Below are 16,038 nucleotides of genomic sequence, written 5' to 3'. Positions count from 1 at the left end.
GTTACTGGCATTTATCTTAATTGTTTAAAAATAGTGAGTTTAATCACAAGGATCAGCGTGCGTCCTGCAGATACTGCCGCAGCCAGCTTCCGGCGACGCCGGGAGGGGATCGTTTATTCCATAGCAAATCAATACCGATCGCGCGAGGCCAGCCAGGGACATTCAACTGCACCAGCGATTTCGCGGCGGCAAATTCTTCCACCAGCGCACACGGCAACACGCACCAGCCAAATCCCTGCACCGCCATACTCAGCAGTAACAGGTAATTCGGTGCCGACCAGACCGGCCCCCGGGCGAGCGTTGCCTCGCGCTCAAGGTAGGTGCTGAGCCGCAGTTCCCGCCAGCCGTGCAGCTCATCGGCCTGCACTTCATGTTGCCCGGCCAGAGGATGCGTGGTCGCGACATAAATCGCCATCCGGGTTTGCATCGGCAGCCGGGTGACGCCGATATCGGTCGGGTAAGCGTCACGCGCCTCCGTCAGGCCAACCTGCGCCCTCTCCTTTTGCAGCAGATCGATGACGTCCTCTTCCTCGCCAATCAGGCACTCAAATTCCGTATGGGGAAAACGCTGGTCAAACTGGTTCATCAGATCTTCCAGCACGTCCGGGTTAAGCGTATCAGAGAGGACAAACGTCAGGCGCGCCTCCGTTTGCGCGGTCAACGATACCGCCAGTTCGTCCAGCCGCGTGCTGGCGGCGAGGATCGCCTGGACATAGCCCAGCACCTGCTCTCCCTGAGCGGTTAACACCGGCTGGCGCGCCGAACGGTCGAACAGATCAAAACCGAGGTCAGCTTCAAGATTGGCAATCGAGGTGCTGATTGTTGACTGGCTTTTACGCAGCCGCCGTGCGGCAGCAGAGAAAGAGCCCGCTGCCACGGTTTCAACAAACGCGGTAAGGGCTTCAGGTGAGTAGCGCATAACCTATCTACTTTATCGATGGATACCATCTTTAATATATCACCTTTAGCGATAAAAATAGGCGCCATCAACGCCCATACCGGCGAATTAACGAGGTCGAAAGCTATGCAACATCAGGATGCACTCCAACGTAAACTGCCGGAGCGGATCTTCCACGCGGTCTGCTTTGAGGGGATTGCCACGGCGATCCTCGCCCCAACGGCAGCGTGGCTGATGCAGCGTTCCGTGGTGGAGATGGGTGGGTTGACCATTATCCTCGCCACTACGGCCATGCTCTGGAACATTATCTATAACTTCGGTTTCGACCGTTTCTGGCCTGTCCAGCGTGTAAAACGCACGGCAAAAGTCCGCGCGCTGCATGCCCTGGGGTTCGAATGTGGGTTTATCGTGATTGGCGTGTCGATTGTCGCCGCGGTTCTGGGCGTCACGCTGCTACAGGCATTCACGCTGGAAATAGGTTTCTTCTTGTTCTTCCTGCCCTACACCATGTTCTACAACTGGGCGTATGACACGTTACGTGAGAAATTCCTGAAGCGCCGTCAGCAGCGACGCGCCCTGGCGGGCTAACTCCCCTCTGGCCGGACGACTGGTCCGGCCAAACTCCGTCGAAGCAACTGCGCTCTCAACGCATAACTATGGTAAATTGCACTCCATTCTGAATGGTTTGCTAGTTGATACGTTGCTCTAATGTCGAAAATTTGGTCAAAAGATGAGACTCTGTGGAGTTTCGCTCTCTATGGCACGGCCGTGGGCGCAGGAACGCTGTTCTTGCCCATCCAGCTGGGCTCCGCAGGCGCTATTGTCCTGTTCATTACCGCCCTTGTGGCCTACCCATTAACCTACTGGCCGCATAAAGCGCTGGCGCAATTTATCCTGTCGTCAAAAACGAAAGGCAATGAAGGGATCACCGGCGCGGTCTCCCACTACTACGGCAGGAAAATCGGGAATCTGATCACCACGCTCTATTTCATCGCCTTCTTCGTGGTGGTGCAGATTTACGCCGTGGCCATCACCAATTCATTAACCGAGCAACTGGCAAAAAGGATGACGGTGGATACCGCCACTCGCGTGCTGGTCAGTTTTGGCGTGGTACTGGTATTGAATCTTATCTTCCTGATGGGGCGACATATCACGATCAAAGTGATGGGCTTCCTGGTGTTTCCGCTGATCGCCTATTTCCTGTTTGTCTCCCTGTACCTGACCGGCAGCTGGCAACCCTCACTGCTCACCAGCCAGATGGCGTTTGATCGCCACACTTTGCATCAGGTGTGGATCTCAATCCCGGTGATGGTGTTCGCGTTTAGCCATACGCCGATTATCTCCACCTTTGCCGTCGATCGCCGCGAGAAGTTCGGTGACGCAGCCATGGACAAATGCAAGAAAATCATGAAGGTGGCGTATCTGATCATCTGCCTGAGCGTGCTGTTCTTTGTGTTCAGCTGCCTGCTCTCGATTCCTCCGTCCTATATTGTGACCGCAAAAGAGCAAGGGGTGACGATCCTGTCAGCGCTGTCGATGATGCCCTCTTCTCCGGCCTGGCTCGGCATTTCCGGCATTATTGTGGCGATTATTGCCATGTCGAAATCGTTCCTGGGCACCTATTTTGGGGTGATTGAAGGGGCGACGGAAATCGTGAAGTCGTCGCTGAATCAGGTCGGCGTGAAGAAGAGCCGCGCCTTTAACCGTGCGATTTCTATTCTGGGCGTGTCGCTGATCACCTTTGCGGTCTGCTGCATTAACCCGAACGCCATTTCGATGATTTACGCCATCAGCGGTCCGCTTATCGCCATGATCCTGTTTATCATGCCGACGCTGTCGACCTACCTGATCCCCGCCCTGAAGCCGTATCGCTCCATTGGCAGCCTGCTCACGCTGATTGTTGGCGTGCTGTGCGTGTCGGTGATGTTTGTCGGTTAACCCTCGCGTGCCCGGCCTTCTGCCGGGCGCGTCTGATTTTTACAGTGGAAACGGTCTGTCCTGCACGACCGTTTTCATCACCAGCGTAGAGCGAAGATGCTGTACGCCTGGCATGGCAGAAAGTTTCTCGTCATACAGTTTCTGAAAAGCCGACAGATCGCGGGAGACAACATGCATCAGGTAGTCGGGATCACCAAATAATCGCTGGGCCAGCACGATTTGCGGGATCTCTTCCACCGCCTCTTCGAACGCGCTGACCGCTTTCTTATCACCCTCTTTCAGGGTGGCAAACACAATCGCCAGGAAATTAAACCCCATTTTGGCGGGATCGAGATTGGCGCGATACCCCGTAATGGCTCCGCTCTGCTCCAGCGCACGTACGCGTCGGTGACACGGAGAGAGACTCAGGTTCACCCGCTCCGCCAGCTCCGTAAGAGATAAACGGCCATCAGCCTGCAGTTCAGCAAGAATTTTTCGATCAATGCTATCCATATGGAAGATTTTCTCAATTTTAGCGTTTTATGAGCATAACATTGAAAACTCATTTCGTACCGATACCGATATTCTTTCTCTCCGGGTAATTCAGGTACAGGAGTTTCACAGACGATGGAAATGAGTATTGTGGCCGGTTTTTGGGTGGTGTCCTTCCTGCTCATCATGACACCGGGTGCAGACTGGGCCTATGCGATCAGCGCCGGGATCAACGGGCGGCGCGTAGTGCCGGCTGTGATGGGGCTGATGTCCGGGCATCTGCTCGCCACGCTGGTCGTAGTGGCGGGCGTGGGTGTGTTGATTGCTCAACATCCACTGGCATTATCAGGGCTGACAATTGCGGGGGCGGTTTATCTGCTGTGGCTCGGCATCACGCTGTTACGCCATCCTGCTGCGCCGGAAAGCACCGTGCAGCATGCAGGAAACTGGAAACAGTGGGCGGTGAAGGGATTATGTATCAGCGGGCTCAACCCAAAAGTCTTCTTACTGTTTCTGGCGTTGCTTCCGCAGTTTACCGATCCAAAGGGAAGCTGGTCGATTGCCACGCAGATGTCAGCCCTGGGTGTGATGCATCTTATCACCTGCACACTGGTCTATTTGCTGGTGGGGTATGGTTCGAAAGCAGTGCTGGCGACCCGTCCGCAGGCGGCACGTGCGGTGAGCATGGCCTCAGGGGGGATTATGGTGGCGATCGCGCTGGGATTGCTGCTGGAGCAGGTGAGATAAAAAACACCGGCCATCGCCGGTGTGTTTTACGCCCGAATATCGTCATATTCCCGCGTGTTATCAAACTCATGCTTTGCAAACGGGCACAGCGGGATAATTTTGCGATTCTCACCGCGCATTTTCTCCACCACCTTCGCCACCAGCTGCTTACCAACCCCTTGCCCCTTCAGGCTCGGATCGACATCGGTGTGCTCAATAATGCTCAGATGCTCACCTGTGGGTACGAAGACAATCTCTGCAACCTGATTGCCGTTCGCATCGTTCACATAAAACTTGTTATGGCCTTCCAGAATATCCATGGTTCCTCGCTTATTTTTGGCGATACTGCAGCGCACCGCTCGGGCAGGTATCAATCACGCGTACAACGGTTTCCACGTCCACTTCATCAGGAATGATCCACGGTTTACGTTTCAGATTAAACAGCTTTGCGCTGCCGCGAACGCAGTTACCGGAGTGTTTGCAGATCCCGGTATTGAAGTAGACGTCAATTTTCTCCCCGGTATAGGCCCGGTAACCCGCATCCAGTAGTTCTTTATCCATGACATTGCCTCTGTAATTATTATCGTGCTGAATGAAGCATAGCCTTACGGGATCCTGATGGCTATAACGTATAGCGTTTTCTTGCCGGATTGTTTCCCCTGCGTGCATGACTGACGCAGACGGGGTGGCTGCGTCAGCCTGGCTGATTATTCCCGCCGGGATATTTAAAATTAAACAAGTTTAATCTGAAGATGTATCGGTTGTTTACGATAATGTCCGCTCTGCTTATTTAACACGAGTACCCCATGAAGAAACGGTCATTATTACTGACTCTGCTCAGCCTCAGTTTATTAACCGCCTGCAGCGCTTCTGCGCCTGATAAGGTTGAACAAATCCATCATCTGCAGATCCCATTAGTTTTACCCGGAGAAAAACCGCCAGAAATTCCGGCATCGCATATCGCTGCGCTGTATCAGGAAAATAAAGTTCAGATCGACCGTTTAACAGCGCAGTTGAAATCAGATTATTTACAACAGACTACCGCGAAAGATATTTTTACCGAAGATAGCCCTGTTCAGCCGGTCTTCGCCTCGCTGACTAAACTTGAGCAGCTGGAAATGGTTAATCAGCAGTACCTGAAAGATAAAAACGTCACGGGACTGCAAAAGATTAACATTGTCCTTCAACCTTTAGTCACCGGTTAAATGCCAAAAGCCCAACTGCTGAACAGTCGGGCTTTTGTAACGGAAAGGATGGCAAAGATTAATCGTGCTGTCCAAATCGCCATGTCAGACCTGCAGTCACAGAGCTTACGTCGCTGCTGACGCCAATCTGGTTGGCATTACCCACGTTGCTTACCCATTGATATTCCAGACGGCCCGCTAAATTTTTGTTAAACGCATACTCCGTCCCGACTGCGGCAAGCGGGCGAACGCCTGTTTCAAAACGATTGTGACCACTTACATCAGATTCAGCACGATAGGCCATCGCTCCGGCACGACCATAGATATCCCAGCTGTCGGTCACGGCATAGCTGGCTTTTAAGGACATCTGTAGCCCCTGGCTTTTCATTTGTGCCCCCGCGCTATGTTTGCCTTTAATCTGCATATTGCCTAAATAATCGTACCCGCCTTCCAGTGCCAGCCACGGAGTCATCTGATAACCCGCGTATACCCCACCACCGACATTATCATGATCGATATTATACTGGTTCGAGCCATTATTATTATCGCTCGCTTTCGAGCCGGTGTTGGCGTCAAAATAGTGTGACCAGCCGAATTTAGCACCGCTATACCAGGTGCCTGTATCTGCCGCTGCAAATGCAGACGTTGCGGTAAAAGCGTTAGCCAGAATTAATGCAACAAGTGTCTTTTTCATAGAAATCCCGTTTACTCTGTTGAATATTTCAGTGAGCAAACGATATCGACAAACACGACGATCGCGAAATCATTTTCTGTTTATTTTTAAATTTTAAAATGACTCTGGCAAATGCCCTACCTCCAGTAAATATCCGCCACGTTTGAACGCGATATATTTACCTTGCTTAAGTGCAGATAATACATTGAGAATACTGCTGCGGGAAAGAAGCGTACGATCCTGAATATATTCCAGAATAGTTGTTCGCATACGCACCTCATCGGGCAGTAATATCATCTCCTGCAGATAGCTGCGAATCACGGAATAGGTGCGCTGCTGCACAACCTGGGCATCACGATAAATGAGATAGGCCGTATGGTACGACAGCAAGGCTGCCACATCCTCCCAGACGCCCTGTTCACGAAATCGCGCGGCGGCTTCATCTGCATCAGCACGCAAAATCAGAGATTCCCGTTCTGCGCGTAGTATATGTCCTTGAGTCGGCTGGATCATTTCAGCAATGCCGAACAGATGTGGCTCAAAAACGCTGACTAACAGCAACCCGTCAGATGCCCGCAACAAAGAAAGCTCTCCTTCCTGAAAAAGATACATTTGCTGGCGGCCTTTATGTTTCCAGGTAATCCGCTTGCGCGGCGCGAGCTTCACTTTTTCCGCAATGGGTTCAAGTACCGCCGTCAGACGTTCAATGGAATGTTCAGGGCGAACAGGAGGCAATATATGCATGACACCACCTTTGGGTATTCGATAATGGCCAGTATAGACCACAGCGGCCATCACTCAGACTGGTATGAGGGAATGAAGGTATATCAGAGGGTATGGCATACGTAAAAAGATAATTTGTTTATTTTTGAACTTTACCCGCGTGACACGTGATAAGTATGCCCGATTTCCTGAAGTGCTTACATGATTATCAACGTAAACAATGGGGAGAATAAACGATTAAAAATCCCTGCACTCACCCTCTTATTACTTAAGATTATTCCTAATTCAGCGATAATTATTTTATTATTTTTAATTGATTACAAAATCGCAACCCTTAATAAAGCTTTTAGCGTTTTGAATTGTATATACCACCTGACTATTCTCATTCCTGCCGATAACAACCGGGTAATGATGATGAGAAGTCTGTGCTTCTCAGGATATTATTTACTCTAATTATCAGTCAGTTAGCAGAACTGAGCGACTAAAATCACGCATTTAGTAAGGACTATCTTTCAATGGCGAAATTCTTCGCCACGCTGTCACAGGAGTCAGACATGAGCGAAAATTTAATCTGGTCAGGAAAAGTTGACGCAAAAAATGCCGAAGGGACAAATACAGGAGTTGCCCTCAAAGCGGGAGAGATAATTACTATTCTGGCCAGTGGTTGGGCCAGGAATGGAAGTGAAAATTTTGCGCTTACCGCACCACAGGGGCGTATTCCCAGAGAGGGTGAAACGCTAACGTTACGCAATCCTTCGCTTCAGGCACGCCTTGGTAACGAAAATTATCCGGTTGGTAATCATAAATACCGCTGGTCGGTTCCAGCTGAAGGGATGTTGACGCTGTTTTTTGCCGATGGCAAAGACCAGTACAAAGACAACGCCGGTGAATTCAGCGTTGAAGTGTATCGCGAGGCAGATATTTCCGCCGCGGCGGCAGCTCCGTTTGAAGATTTAACCAACTTTGAGCGCGATAACTGGAATAACTGGCAGGCCGGACCTGCCGGGCACGATCTTTACCTGGTTGACGCCAACACCCGTGCCGTCGAGTTTATTACCAGACCTAATAAAAACCATGCCGGTGAGATCCTCAAAAAGACGCTGACAGGTCTGACTGCCGGGCATGAATATACCTGGACGGTGAAAATTGCGCGCATCATAGGAAAATATGAAGCGCCAAAGGTTTCGCTGCGTGCTGATGGCAAAGACATTACCGCCCCTCTGGAAGTGAAGCAGGCAAATGAATGGGTAACCCTGAGTGGAAAATTCAAAGCCACGGGCAGTCAGGCTGAACTCGCGGTAGTCAGCCATGTGTCAGCCAGTATGGGAAATGATTTCCGCATCAAGGAACTGAAAATAAAGGGTTAACGTCAAAAAAGTCGGACTGCTATTTAGCGAGAATGCTGGATGGCAGTTTGATGTTCAAAATTGTGTAGCGCACATGTTCAACATATGCGCTTCACCAACAGGTAATAAACACACGGCATTACTCTTTGTTATGTTGCATATCCTCTCAGTATCGGCAGCGATTTGAAACAAGACGCGTCTCGATTAACGTACCTGAGCGGAAGTAACATACTCACTTCATGCCAAATAAACACCAGTGGGCACGGTTATTGTACGGCGGATATATCGCTAAACGATACAAGACCTGTCTGGTTAATTAAGGTTGGCGCGAGGCGAGATTACAGGCCGGACGGCTGTCTGTAAGCTTCGCTCATCGGCATACAAGCGAGCCGACCAGAGGGCACTGAATATCGTGAGGTCAGGAATTGTCTACGGGAATGGGGTCAGTCCATCAACCAATCTAAGAAAGATATACGTGCATTAAACGGTTGCTTGATCACGTACGTGCGTTGAAATGAATATAAGGGGGCAGTCTGCCCCCTATTCTTAAGGATAAGAAAGTTCGGCAGTGACTAAATGTGATTCTGACTTATCAGATTGGACATCATACGCGAAGTTATACCGCTTCGCAGGTGTAAACTTAAATCCGAAAACAGGAAGACACTCACCCTTCGGAACATAAACAGGCTTGTCATCGAAAATCTTATGAAGAGAGTCGCTTGTATCACTGTTGATTTGAATAGCAGTAATCCGTTCCTGCGGCTCCAGTGGTGACACCACACAAACTTGATTATCTTTAATAAATGCCGTTGTAGATTCACGATCTACCATTCGATCACCAGGCCCAGGGCATCCCGTCAAGATGAATACAACACCCAACAACATTTTGTTCTTCATGTTTAACGCCCCTTCCCTGTTACGATTTTCTGGTAAAGCGAAGGTACATCCTGCAACAAATCTACGCCCCTGTACATCCCCATGCGCCCTGGTCTCTGATAGTAAGACCACTTACTGATCCCATAAACCAGCAGTAACCAGTAATCAGCTAAAATCGAGGCTTGCTGTTCAAGAGAGTAATCAGTGAGCTTTTTTTTATCCAGCCTGTAGGTATATTCAGCAGCCCAGCTAAAAGCTCCCCGCATTCTCACCCATTGCCCGTGTTGGTGTTGCCAGACATGCCCCAGTTCATGGATGAAAACATATTTATCTTCTATGAAAACCGAGTTTGCTGAAAAGTCTGCCCTGTACATCGACTTTCTGTACCATAACTCCCCGTTTGGAGTCATCGCGTAATTTTGTTTTTGTAGTCCGAATGGTAAATAACTGTCGCAATGAATCCAGACACGGCTATACACTATCGAATCACCGAACACCCTACGAGCCATTGCTATCTCGCCTAACGTCATCCGGCGTAATGTTCCTTCTTCTGCCTGTGCGCTCATAAACCCCCTCCTTGTATGATTTATCTACATCGTAAAATCATGAGTCGAAATAGTCTATACACGAGCATCAGCCATTCATCAAATGCAGTGACGGTGCAAGCGCTCAAACTTTTCCTCAGGTGATTCAACTTGAATCTGTCTGTCCCCGATAGCCATGCTCGCCCTTGAGTGGTTAGGATTAATCGCACGTTATCAAGAGTACATAAAATGAGTAGCCAATAGATTTTGGACAATAGCAACCATAAAGCCCCGTTAGTGGACAGCAACAAGCGGAGCGACTTATTCAGACTGTCAGTGGGATCACACATTATCAAGGTGCTCGTTAACCGTTAGGAGCGTGAGCGAAACCCAGATAGAGCCTACATGTCGTTTGTAGGTACAGTTATCACCATAAACCTGTTTACGTAGCTCATAAGGCCGCACTTCAGGCTTTAATGCATGTGATCAATCTGTCGATGACATAACGATGTCTGAATGGGCTTTTTCTTCACGTTTTACTAGCGCGGTGTGACGATGCAACTACCGCCAACGCTGAGTTAAACTGCCATCTCACCATGTAACGTAGCGTGACAGTGACCAAAGGCGGCTCACAACGGTAGACCCAACAGGCAACTTAAATAGGTAACTATTTAACGTGCTGACAGAGAAGGTTTTTAAGGATTTTCCACAAGGGGAGAGATCTGGAGCGGGCGAAGGGAATAGAATATAGCTAAATAATCCAAACAATTTCAATACGTTAAAAAACAACAAAACAAACCCTATACACATTGTTATACAAAATTCGCTTCGCTTCATTTCAGCGGCAAACCACACAAGTTGGATGACCAAATCAGGAAGCCAACTACCGACCTTCTTATTCTACATCAAGTTTAGGATGGTAGTGCCCCCGGATAGTGCCGGACGATGATGTCATTCAGTTTATCAACCAGCTCTGGCCTCTTAAAGGTGATATGGGCTGTTCCCTTCTGAAAGTATTTGATCGCAAACATCTCGTCCTCGTAACGATTGCTGTGCCGGTTTTCATGGATATGGTCGCCCAGACGACGGGTAACGTCAGCGCGGTTGTCAGGAACAGGTTTTCCATCCAGAAGCATCAGCATGCGTTCAAGGTCTGCCAGTCGGTCACGCTGCCAGCCCCAGTTAAGACCAAATCCCCACCGGTCACATTTGACCAGTCCCGTCACGATGATTTTTCCGCCAAACTTGCAGGGCGAGTTCGTTTTAAAGTCCCAGCTCAGTCCTTTGAACACATTTATAACTCCGCGCTCAAATACCTCTCCTTTATTCAGATGCAGTTGCTCAAACGTGCTCAGGATATTCGCTTCACAGACCGCCGGAATATCTTCCTTTTCCAGACTGTTGTACCACTGCTCACGAGCAGCAGCATCCATCAGGCTAAACATTCCAGAGCGTTGCATCAAATCCCGCCATATCCCGCGATCGAGATTGCGGGTAATAGCTTTCATCGCCGCTTCTCTTTTTTCCATCAGCCAGCAACCACAGCGGAAATCCTGCTTCATGGCCCAGTCCAGCGCGGTTTTACCGCCGATGCTGCGGGTCAACGTCGAAATATCGTCAAGCTGCTGTATCAACGTTTCAATCTGTGCCAGCGCGGCATTACGTCCGGTGACGATGCGTTCAATGCTGGTGGAACAAATCACGTCGGTGTGGCCGGTGAAAACCTCGGGTTCGGTGAGAGTAAGGTCTGACATCATTTCTTTCCTTATAAAAAGCAAAGCGCCAGCCGGTGAGGGCTGGCGCTTATGCTTGTGTGGTGAGTACGGTTCGGTGCCTAATCATTTCTGGCATGTTGCAAAAGCTGCAGACGGCGGAGGTCGCGAACGTCCTGTAATGCCTGTTCAATCCAGGGCAACAGTGTTGCTGAGTCGGTGTTGTCTTCGTCGTTGTCGAAGATGATCTCCGTACCGCAATTGATATTGTCCTGCAGCCAGCCAGTCAGAATGTTGAGAGCGGATTCAGTGGTTAATTCTGGCATGGGGACGCCTTGTGGTGATTGAGGCTGGGTTACCAGTCAAAAGTGGCAAAGTCGGGTAGCAGTTCACCAAAGGCATCCAGATGAATAATACCAACGGCGTAGCGACACATAAGCGTCACGACTAACCGGCGGCAGGCTTTTGACAGTCCGAGACGTTTTAACCGCAATACCGGAAACGACCACGCCTCCAGTCGAAGCAGATAGCCGGAGCCCGAATAATGGATCCATTCAGACTCGCCAAAATCCAGATCCTGATGTGACAGTGCATACAGCAGCGAGTTGTCTTCCACCGTGATGTGCGCGGTGCTGCAGCAGATCCCCGGTAATGACGTACAGGGGGGCAGTGGTGATTCAACGATTGCCTTACCCGGTTCATCTGCGATCCGCAGCGTGCAGCCATTCTGGTTTACTGCGGCGATCAATTCAGATAATTCAATGCCATCAATATCAACGACGATCCGGCCCATGTTGAGGGCCAGAACGTTGATGGCGTCGGCTTCCACGTTAACGGACAGCTTCACTGGACCTCCCCGCTGTATTTGCCGCTGGTGATGTCGGTGACGGCTTTATACCCGCTGCGGGTCATCAGCCCGGTAGCCTTACGTGCGCGAAGAATATCGATACTGCTGATAAGCGGTGACTGCTCTTCCGCACTGAAGCCGCGACGGTCAGTTCGCACCAGGTCGTATTTCTCCACGATAAAGTTCACCGCGTCGCACAGTGAGATCCCGGCGTTGATGTGGTCCTGGATCACGCCGTCGTTGCCAAACGGCGTGTCGTTCAGCGTCAGGCCATAGTGACGATCCAGCAGGTGGCTCAGGAGGCGCTGCCAGATCTCCACGGGTGACGGACGCGGATAAGCCTCCCGCGTTGAGGATAGTGCCTGAGTTTGCATTGGGTTTACTCCATTAATAAGGTTGCGCCAGCCGTTACGACAATGGGGACTGCCGCTGGTGGTATCGCCTGCACCAGACGACGGTGTGATGGCGGGGAGTCAGCTTCTGGCTGACGACTGTCCGCTGATAATCAGGGTGTTGTTGCTGCCTTCCAGACCCATCGCGTTTTGGGCATTCCGGATATCTGCTGGCGTGAGCAGTGGCGAGACGAACAGGAGTGATTTTCCCCGGTTATCAGTGCGCTCCAGGCCGCAGTCTTCAACGACCTCGTTAAGGGCGTCAACCAGCGAATCACCGGCGTCAATGCATTCCTGAATGGCATCGTCATCGCCAAATGGCGTGTCGTTGAGGGTAAGACCGTAGTGACGCTCCAGCAGATATGTCAGGAGGCGCTGCCACACGTAAATCGGTGATTTATGGGTTAACCGCTCAATCTCAGCGGCCCGTTTTGCGGAGACAGGATAAATTCTCATCGTTGGATCTCTGTGAATAAAGAAAGGAGTTAATGGCGGAAGGATTTAACGCGGTACGTCACTGACGGATGGTATCCAGCGCGGCTGCCAGCGTGCCCCAGTTAATGCCCTGTTCCGCGTCGTGGTGTCGGGCGGCATGGCGTAATGCCGCCCGAGCTTCTTCATCTGTGGCAGATGCATCCACGTTGCGCACATCGTCTTCGTACCAGAGCGAACATAATACGAAATCATCGTGTTGATGCTGTTGCAACAGTTCAATGACCTCGCTGATTTTACAGGCGTGTGGCATGACTATTAGCCTCCAGGTTGTGCTTCAGGTGGCGTCGGGTAAATCGCCATGTACACGTATCCATGCGAGCCGAGGCTGTCGGCGTCGCATGTCAGCCCTTTCGCGTAAAGCGTGACGCCGTGCGGGCGGCGGGGGTCAAGTTCACCGAGGGTCAGCTTCAGCTCAAGCTGTTTAAGCAACAAAGGAAACGCCTGGTCGAGATGGCGTAAATCCGCGTCACTGAAGGTGCCGGTGATGCTGGCGCGGTCAGCCAGATAATGCAGCCTGTTGCCCTCCTGCACCAGGCGAGCACCAAAACAGGGAGTGATACAGCGTTTAAGCCCCCACCAGGGCTCTGTAATATCGTGGTTTACTGTCGGTATTTTATTCGACATTTTTAATCTTCCTTAAACTTGTGTTAATTCAGCGTGACGCTGCGTAATACGACATACGGGCCATCACGGTCCTGACGGCGCTCTGCAAACACCGCCAGCACACCGCTGATATCCTGCACCTCCCGACCGGCATAGTGGCAGATACTGCCGGACCACTGGTATTTACCCCTGCAGAAGCGAAACAGCCGGGACTGCGGATGCTGGCGGTATATCGCCATCGCCTGACGTTTACTGATGATTTTCATCGCTATTTCTCTCCTTAAAGCCAGCCTCTCTCAGAAAACGAGACGATCTCCATACCGCCGACGACCAGGTGATCCAGCAGGCGGATATCAACCAGCTCCAGCGCCTGTTGCAGACGCGTTGTCATCTGCCTGTCGGCACTGCTGGGTTCGGCATAACCTGACGGGTGATTGTGAGCGAGCACAGCGGCTGCCGCGTTGTGTTTCAGACCGGCCTTTACGACCTCACGGGGGTACACGGCCATACTGTTGATGGTGCCCCGGAAGAGCGTTTCGTGGGCTATCAGGCGATGCTGGTTATCGAGGAAGAGGACGGTAAACTCTTCCCGCTCCAGTGCTGCGAGCTGCAGACGCATCCAGTCCCGGACGGCATGGCTGGAGGTAAACGACGCGCCGGGTTCGCGTAACTGGCATTCCAGCAGAGTTAACGCTTCCCGGATGGTCTGCTGTGCCGATGCCGGTAATGCGGTGGCAAACAGCGGTAACTGTTGTTCTATTGCGGCATCCCTCAGTCGATGATGTGCATGATGGCGTTACATTCCGGGTGATTGAGCGCGTAGTCCCGCAGGCGGTAATAGTGTTCCGTCATCGCATCGCATTCGGTGCGCATGGCGTGGTGGCTGTATGCTATCAGACAGACTGCAATCCCGGCGGCTTCGGCACTGAGTTCACCGCCATTGCCGTTCATACTGTTGAACAGCGACCAGAGCTCATTGTTCTCCGCCTCCGGTGCCATAAACGCACCGCCGTTACTCAGTGTGTAAAAATGCCAGATGCCACCACTGTAGTCTGCGCAGAAGCGGTCCATCCATGCGAAAACCGTCGGTTCAAGGATGATCCACTGCGGTATGTTGCCGAAGTGCTGCGGCCAGAAGTCGATGCGCTGCTCATCAGGTACGAGCGTGGCGGTCAGTGCTGGTGCAGAGCTGGCACCGGCAGATTGTGGTTGTAACGGGAGAGTGTCGTTAAGGTTAATAATGTCAGTCATTTTAATTTTTCCTTGTGCATGAATGGGTTGAAGGGTGATGAAGGGGGCGGGCGATGGATTCTGTTGACGGGGTGCGGATGGTTATTTGCCGAGTAAATCCATCATGTTCTCGGCCATCACCCATAACGCGCGGTTTAACTTTACGTCGCCGTCGATGCCGTTAATGGCACGGGTGTGGCTGCGTTTGCCCTTCGCGGTATGTCCGGGCAGACCGCCTTTCAGCAGGTTTTCCTGAAGCCTCTGGTAGGTCGTCCACAGGTCATCCTTGCGATCTTCATACCGTCGGGGCGTCAGTATCTGCGATGCCGTGACTGGCTGGTGTTCTTCGCCAAAACGGTATGTCAGCGCCGCTTCGGCCAGGGCGTGTTGTGCTGGTGGGGGTAACAACAGTGACTGCATGGCGTCGCGCTTCTCTTCCACCCGGTCAAAGACGCCGAGGACTTCATACGCACCTTCAATCACTTTCCCGACGATATCGCCCCGGTGCGGCACTCTGATTTCGCCAAACGACTGTCCGCAGACGAGCGAATTTGTGCATACGCTTCGGAATATTCCTGGAAGTAACTGAAAACTCGACGCGCCATCGTGGCTGTTTAAAATAATGATTTCAGGCACCTGCTGACCGTTTATCTGACCCGCCCGACGAAGACGCAGAAGGTGTTTGGTGTGTTCCCGGCGATCCTGGTCGCGAACGCGTGACTGGCAGGCAAAGAACGGCTGGAATCCTTCTCGTTGCAGGTTCTCCAGCAGAGTGATGGTGGGGATGTAAGCATAGCGGTCTGAGCGTGACACGTGCTTGTCTTCCCCAAAGACGCTGGGAACGACCTGCATCAGTTCTTCGCGGGTTAACGGGCGGTCACGGCGTATCTGGTTTGTTCGCCCGAAGCGGCTTGCTAATCGCATAGTGGATCCCTTGTAAATGGCATAAAAAAAGCGCCACGGGCAGTAAGCCCGGACGCCGTTGTTCTGTTCGTGTGGTATTGATGATTTCTGTCGCGGGTTGGCTGCAGATGCTTTATATTGCGACGCACCCGGCCTCAGATCGGGGCAAGCTGTGTGTCATATCGCCGCCGGTGACCTCCGTACCGGCATTTTTTTACCCCTTTCTGACTCCCTGGCTGGCGATGTAGCGGTTAAGCCATTCCCCGGCACTGGCTTCAAAATTCCACGCCCGCCAGATCAACTGCCCCTCGCTGTCGCGAATGACCAGCCGAAAGTGCGTACCCTGGTCGTCTTCAATGGCGATATTGCGGTAAAGCGCCACCACGGCCTCCGCCTGTTCACGGGGGAATGGACCGGGTGGTAACGGCGTATTGTCAGTGTCCTGCATGGTGAATTCCTCTGATACCTGGCACAAAAACAAACGCCCCGCTCAGTGA

25 protein-coding genes are annotated in these 16,038 nt (G+C 51.6%); 5 read left to right on the top strand and 20 right to left on the bottom strand.

What is annotated here, in order from left to right:
* Positions 1-52: 52 nt before the first annotated feature.
* On the bottom strand, positions 53-919 hold the full coding sequence (locus VF709_RS15385) for a LysR family transcriptional regulator (protein WP_013098580.1): 867 nt from the start codon (positions 917-919) through the stop codon (positions 53-55).
* A 105-nt stretch (positions 920-1,024) separates the two neighbouring features.
* On the opposite strand from VF709_RS15385, the gene VF709_RS15380 reads away from it, so the two are divergent.
* Both VF709_RS15380 and VF709_RS15375 read left to right on the top strand, forming a co-directional pair.
* Complete coding sequence (locus tag VF709_RS15380; RefSeq protein ID WP_020687112.1) at positions 1,025-1,486, top strand: multidrug/biocide efflux PACE transporter; 462 nt, start codon at positions 1,025-1,027, stop codon at positions 1,484-1,486.
* A 120-nt stretch (positions 1,487-1,606) separates the two neighbouring features.
* Positions 1,607-2,836, top strand: a complete 1,230-nt coding sequence (locus VF709_RS15375) for an amino acid permease (protein ID WP_023620440.1) — start codon at positions 1,607-1,609, stop codon at positions 2,834-2,836.
* A 39-nt stretch (positions 2,837-2,875) separates the two neighbouring features.
* Here the strand turns inward: VF709_RS15375 and VF709_RS15370 are convergent, their stop codons facing one another.
* Positions 2,876-3,328: an Lrp/AsnC family transcriptional regulator gene (locus tag VF709_RS15370; protein WP_102751613.1), complete on the bottom strand. Its 453-nt coding sequence runs from the start codon at positions 3,326-3,328 to the stop codon at positions 2,876-2,878.
* Positions 3,329-3,442: 114 nt separating this feature from the next.
* Here VF709_RS15370 and VF709_RS15365 point away from each other — a divergent pair, with 114 nt between their 5' ends.
* Entirely contained in the window at positions 3,443-4,054 is a 612-nt protein-coding gene (locus VF709_RS15365) for a LysE family translocator (RefSeq protein WP_020687110.1), read from the top strand.
* Positions 4,055-4,080: 26 nt separating this feature from the next.
* Here VF709_RS15365 and VF709_RS15360 read toward each other — a convergent pair whose 3' ends face one another.
* Positions 4,081-4,353, bottom strand: a complete 273-nt coding sequence (locus VF709_RS15360; RefSeq protein WP_013098585.1) for a GNAT family N-acetyltransferase — start codon at positions 4,351-4,353, stop codon at positions 4,081-4,083.
* 10 nt (positions 4,354-4,363) lie between these two features.
* Positions 4,364-4,594 carry a 4Fe-4S mono-cluster protein YjdI gene (yjdI, locus tag VF709_RS15355; protein WP_013098586.1) on the bottom strand — a complete coding sequence of 77 codons (231 nt, stop codon included), beginning with the start codon at positions 4,592-4,594 and terminating at the stop codon, positions 4,364-4,366.
* 245 nt (positions 4,595-4,839) lie between these two features.
* Between yjdI and VF709_RS15350 the strand changes: the two genes are divergently transcribed.
* The gene (locus tag VF709_RS15350; protein WP_013098587.1) at positions 4,840-5,238 is read left to right on the top strand and encodes a hypothetical protein; all 399 of its coding nucleotides are present in this window, start codon (positions 4,840-4,842) and stop codon (positions 5,236-5,238) included.
* Positions 5,239-5,296: 58 nt separating this feature from the next.
* Here VF709_RS15350 and VF709_RS15345 read toward each other — a convergent pair whose 3' ends face one another.
* Positions 5,297-5,911, bottom strand: coding sequence for an outer membrane beta-barrel protein (locus tag VF709_RS15345; RefSeq protein WP_013098588.1), 615 nt, complete (start codon positions 5,909-5,911; stop codon positions 5,297-5,299).
* A 93-nt stretch (positions 5,912-6,004) separates the two neighbouring features.
* Positions 6,005-6,634, bottom strand: a complete 630-nt coding sequence (locus VF709_RS15340) for a helix-turn-helix domain-containing protein (protein ID WP_013098589.1) — start codon at positions 6,632-6,634, stop codon at positions 6,005-6,007.
* Positions 6,635-7,167: 533 nt separating this feature from the next.
* Between VF709_RS15340 and VF709_RS15335 the strand changes: the two genes are divergently transcribed.
* Positions 7,168-7,980 (top strand): LecA/PA-IL family lectin, encoded by an 813-nt coding sequence (locus VF709_RS15335; RefSeq protein WP_223232819.1) that lies wholly within the window; start codon positions 7,168-7,170, stop codon positions 7,978-7,980.
* Positions 7,981-8,505: 525 nt separating this feature from the next.
* Here VF709_RS15335 and VF709_RS15330 read toward each other — a convergent pair.
* From VF709_RS15330 to VF709_RS15265, 14 genes are all read right to left on the bottom strand, one after another.
* A complete protein-coding gene (locus VF709_RS15330) occupies positions 8,506-8,856 on the bottom strand; it encodes a putative T6SS immunity periplasmic lipoprotein (RefSeq protein WP_114519400.1) in 351 nt (116 codons plus the stop codon).
* Positions 8,857-8,858: 2 nt separating this feature from the next.
* Positions 8,859-9,401 carry a hypothetical protein gene (locus VF709_RS15325; RefSeq protein ID WP_040021677.1) on the bottom strand — a complete coding sequence of 181 codons (543 nt, stop codon included), beginning with the start codon at positions 9,399-9,401 and terminating at the stop codon, positions 8,859-8,861.
* An 869-nt stretch (positions 9,402-10,270) separates the two neighbouring features.
* The gene (locus tag VF709_RS15320) at positions 10,271-11,113 is read right to left on the bottom strand and encodes a DUF4942 domain-containing protein (RefSeq protein ID WP_440231901.1); all 843 of its coding nucleotides are present in this window, start codon (positions 11,111-11,113) and stop codon (positions 10,271-10,273) included.
* Positions 11,114-11,193: 80 nt separating this feature from the next.
* Positions 11,194-11,397, bottom strand: coding sequence for a hypothetical protein (locus VF709_RS15315; RefSeq protein ID WP_440231871.1), 204 nt, complete (start codon positions 11,395-11,397; stop codon positions 11,194-11,196).
* A 29-nt stretch (positions 11,398-11,426) separates the two neighbouring features.
* On the bottom strand, positions 11,427-11,918 hold the full coding sequence (locus VF709_RS15310; RefSeq protein WP_335265862.1) for a DUF5983 family protein: 492 nt from the start codon (positions 11,916-11,918) through the stop codon (positions 11,427-11,429).
* Positions 11,915-12,292, bottom strand: a complete 378-nt coding sequence (locus VF709_RS15305) for a TA system toxin CbtA family protein (RefSeq protein WP_335265860.1) — start codon at positions 12,290-12,292, stop codon at positions 11,915-11,917. The genes VF709_RS15310 and VF709_RS15305 overlap by 4 nt, the downstream gene beginning before the upstream one ends.
* 99 nt (positions 12,293-12,391) lie before the next feature.
* Positions 12,392-12,766, bottom strand: coding sequence for a TA system toxin CbtA family protein (locus VF709_RS15300; RefSeq protein WP_335265858.1), 375 nt, complete (start codon positions 12,764-12,766; stop codon positions 12,392-12,394).
* A gap of 58 nt (positions 12,767-12,824) precedes the next feature.
* Positions 12,825-13,055 carry a hypothetical protein gene (locus tag VF709_RS15295; protein WP_335265857.1) on the bottom strand — a complete coding sequence of 77 codons (231 nt, stop codon included), beginning with the start codon at positions 13,053-13,055 and terminating at the stop codon, positions 12,825-12,827.
* Positions 13,056-13,060: 5 nt separating this feature from the next.
* Positions 13,061-13,429, bottom strand: coding sequence for a type IV toxin-antitoxin system YeeU family antitoxin (locus VF709_RS15290; RefSeq protein ID WP_440231870.1), 369 nt, complete (start codon positions 13,427-13,429; stop codon positions 13,061-13,063).
* 23 nt (positions 13,430-13,452) lie between these two features.
* Positions 13,453-13,674, bottom strand: coding sequence for a DUF987 domain-containing protein (locus VF709_RS15285; RefSeq protein ID WP_335265855.1), 222 nt, complete (start codon positions 13,672-13,674; stop codon positions 13,453-13,455).
* A gap of 14 nt (positions 13,675-13,688) precedes the next feature.
* Positions 13,689-14,168, bottom strand: coding sequence for a RadC family protein (radC, locus tag VF709_RS15280; protein WP_335265854.1), 480 nt, complete (start codon positions 14,166-14,168; stop codon positions 13,689-13,691).
* A gap of 11 nt (positions 14,169-14,179) precedes the next feature.
* On the bottom strand, positions 14,180-14,659 hold the full coding sequence (locus tag VF709_RS15275; RefSeq protein ID WP_335265853.1) for an antirestriction protein: 480 nt from the start codon (positions 14,657-14,659) through the stop codon (positions 14,180-14,182).
* A gap of 81 nt (positions 14,660-14,740) precedes the next feature.
* A complete protein-coding gene (locus VF709_RS15270; protein WP_335265852.1) occupies positions 14,741-15,562 on the bottom strand; it encodes a DUF932 domain-containing protein in 822 nt (273 codons plus the stop codon).
* Positions 15,563-15,755: 193 nt separating this feature from the next.
* Complete coding sequence (locus tag VF709_RS15265) at positions 15,756-15,989, bottom strand: DUF905 domain-containing protein (protein WP_262772063.1); 234 nt, start codon at positions 15,987-15,989, stop codon at positions 15,756-15,758.
* Positions 15,990-16,038 lie beyond the last annotated feature (49 nt).

The sequence above is a fragment of the Enterobacter sp. Lyrl_3 genome (genome assembly GCF_051948675.1).
Lineage (GTDB): Bacteria > Pseudomonadota > Gammaproteobacteria > Enterobacterales > Enterobacteriaceae > Enterobacter > Enterobacter cloacae.
Note: the sequence above shows the minus strand (reverse complement) of the source record. Positions and strands in the feature narration are given on the sequence as shown.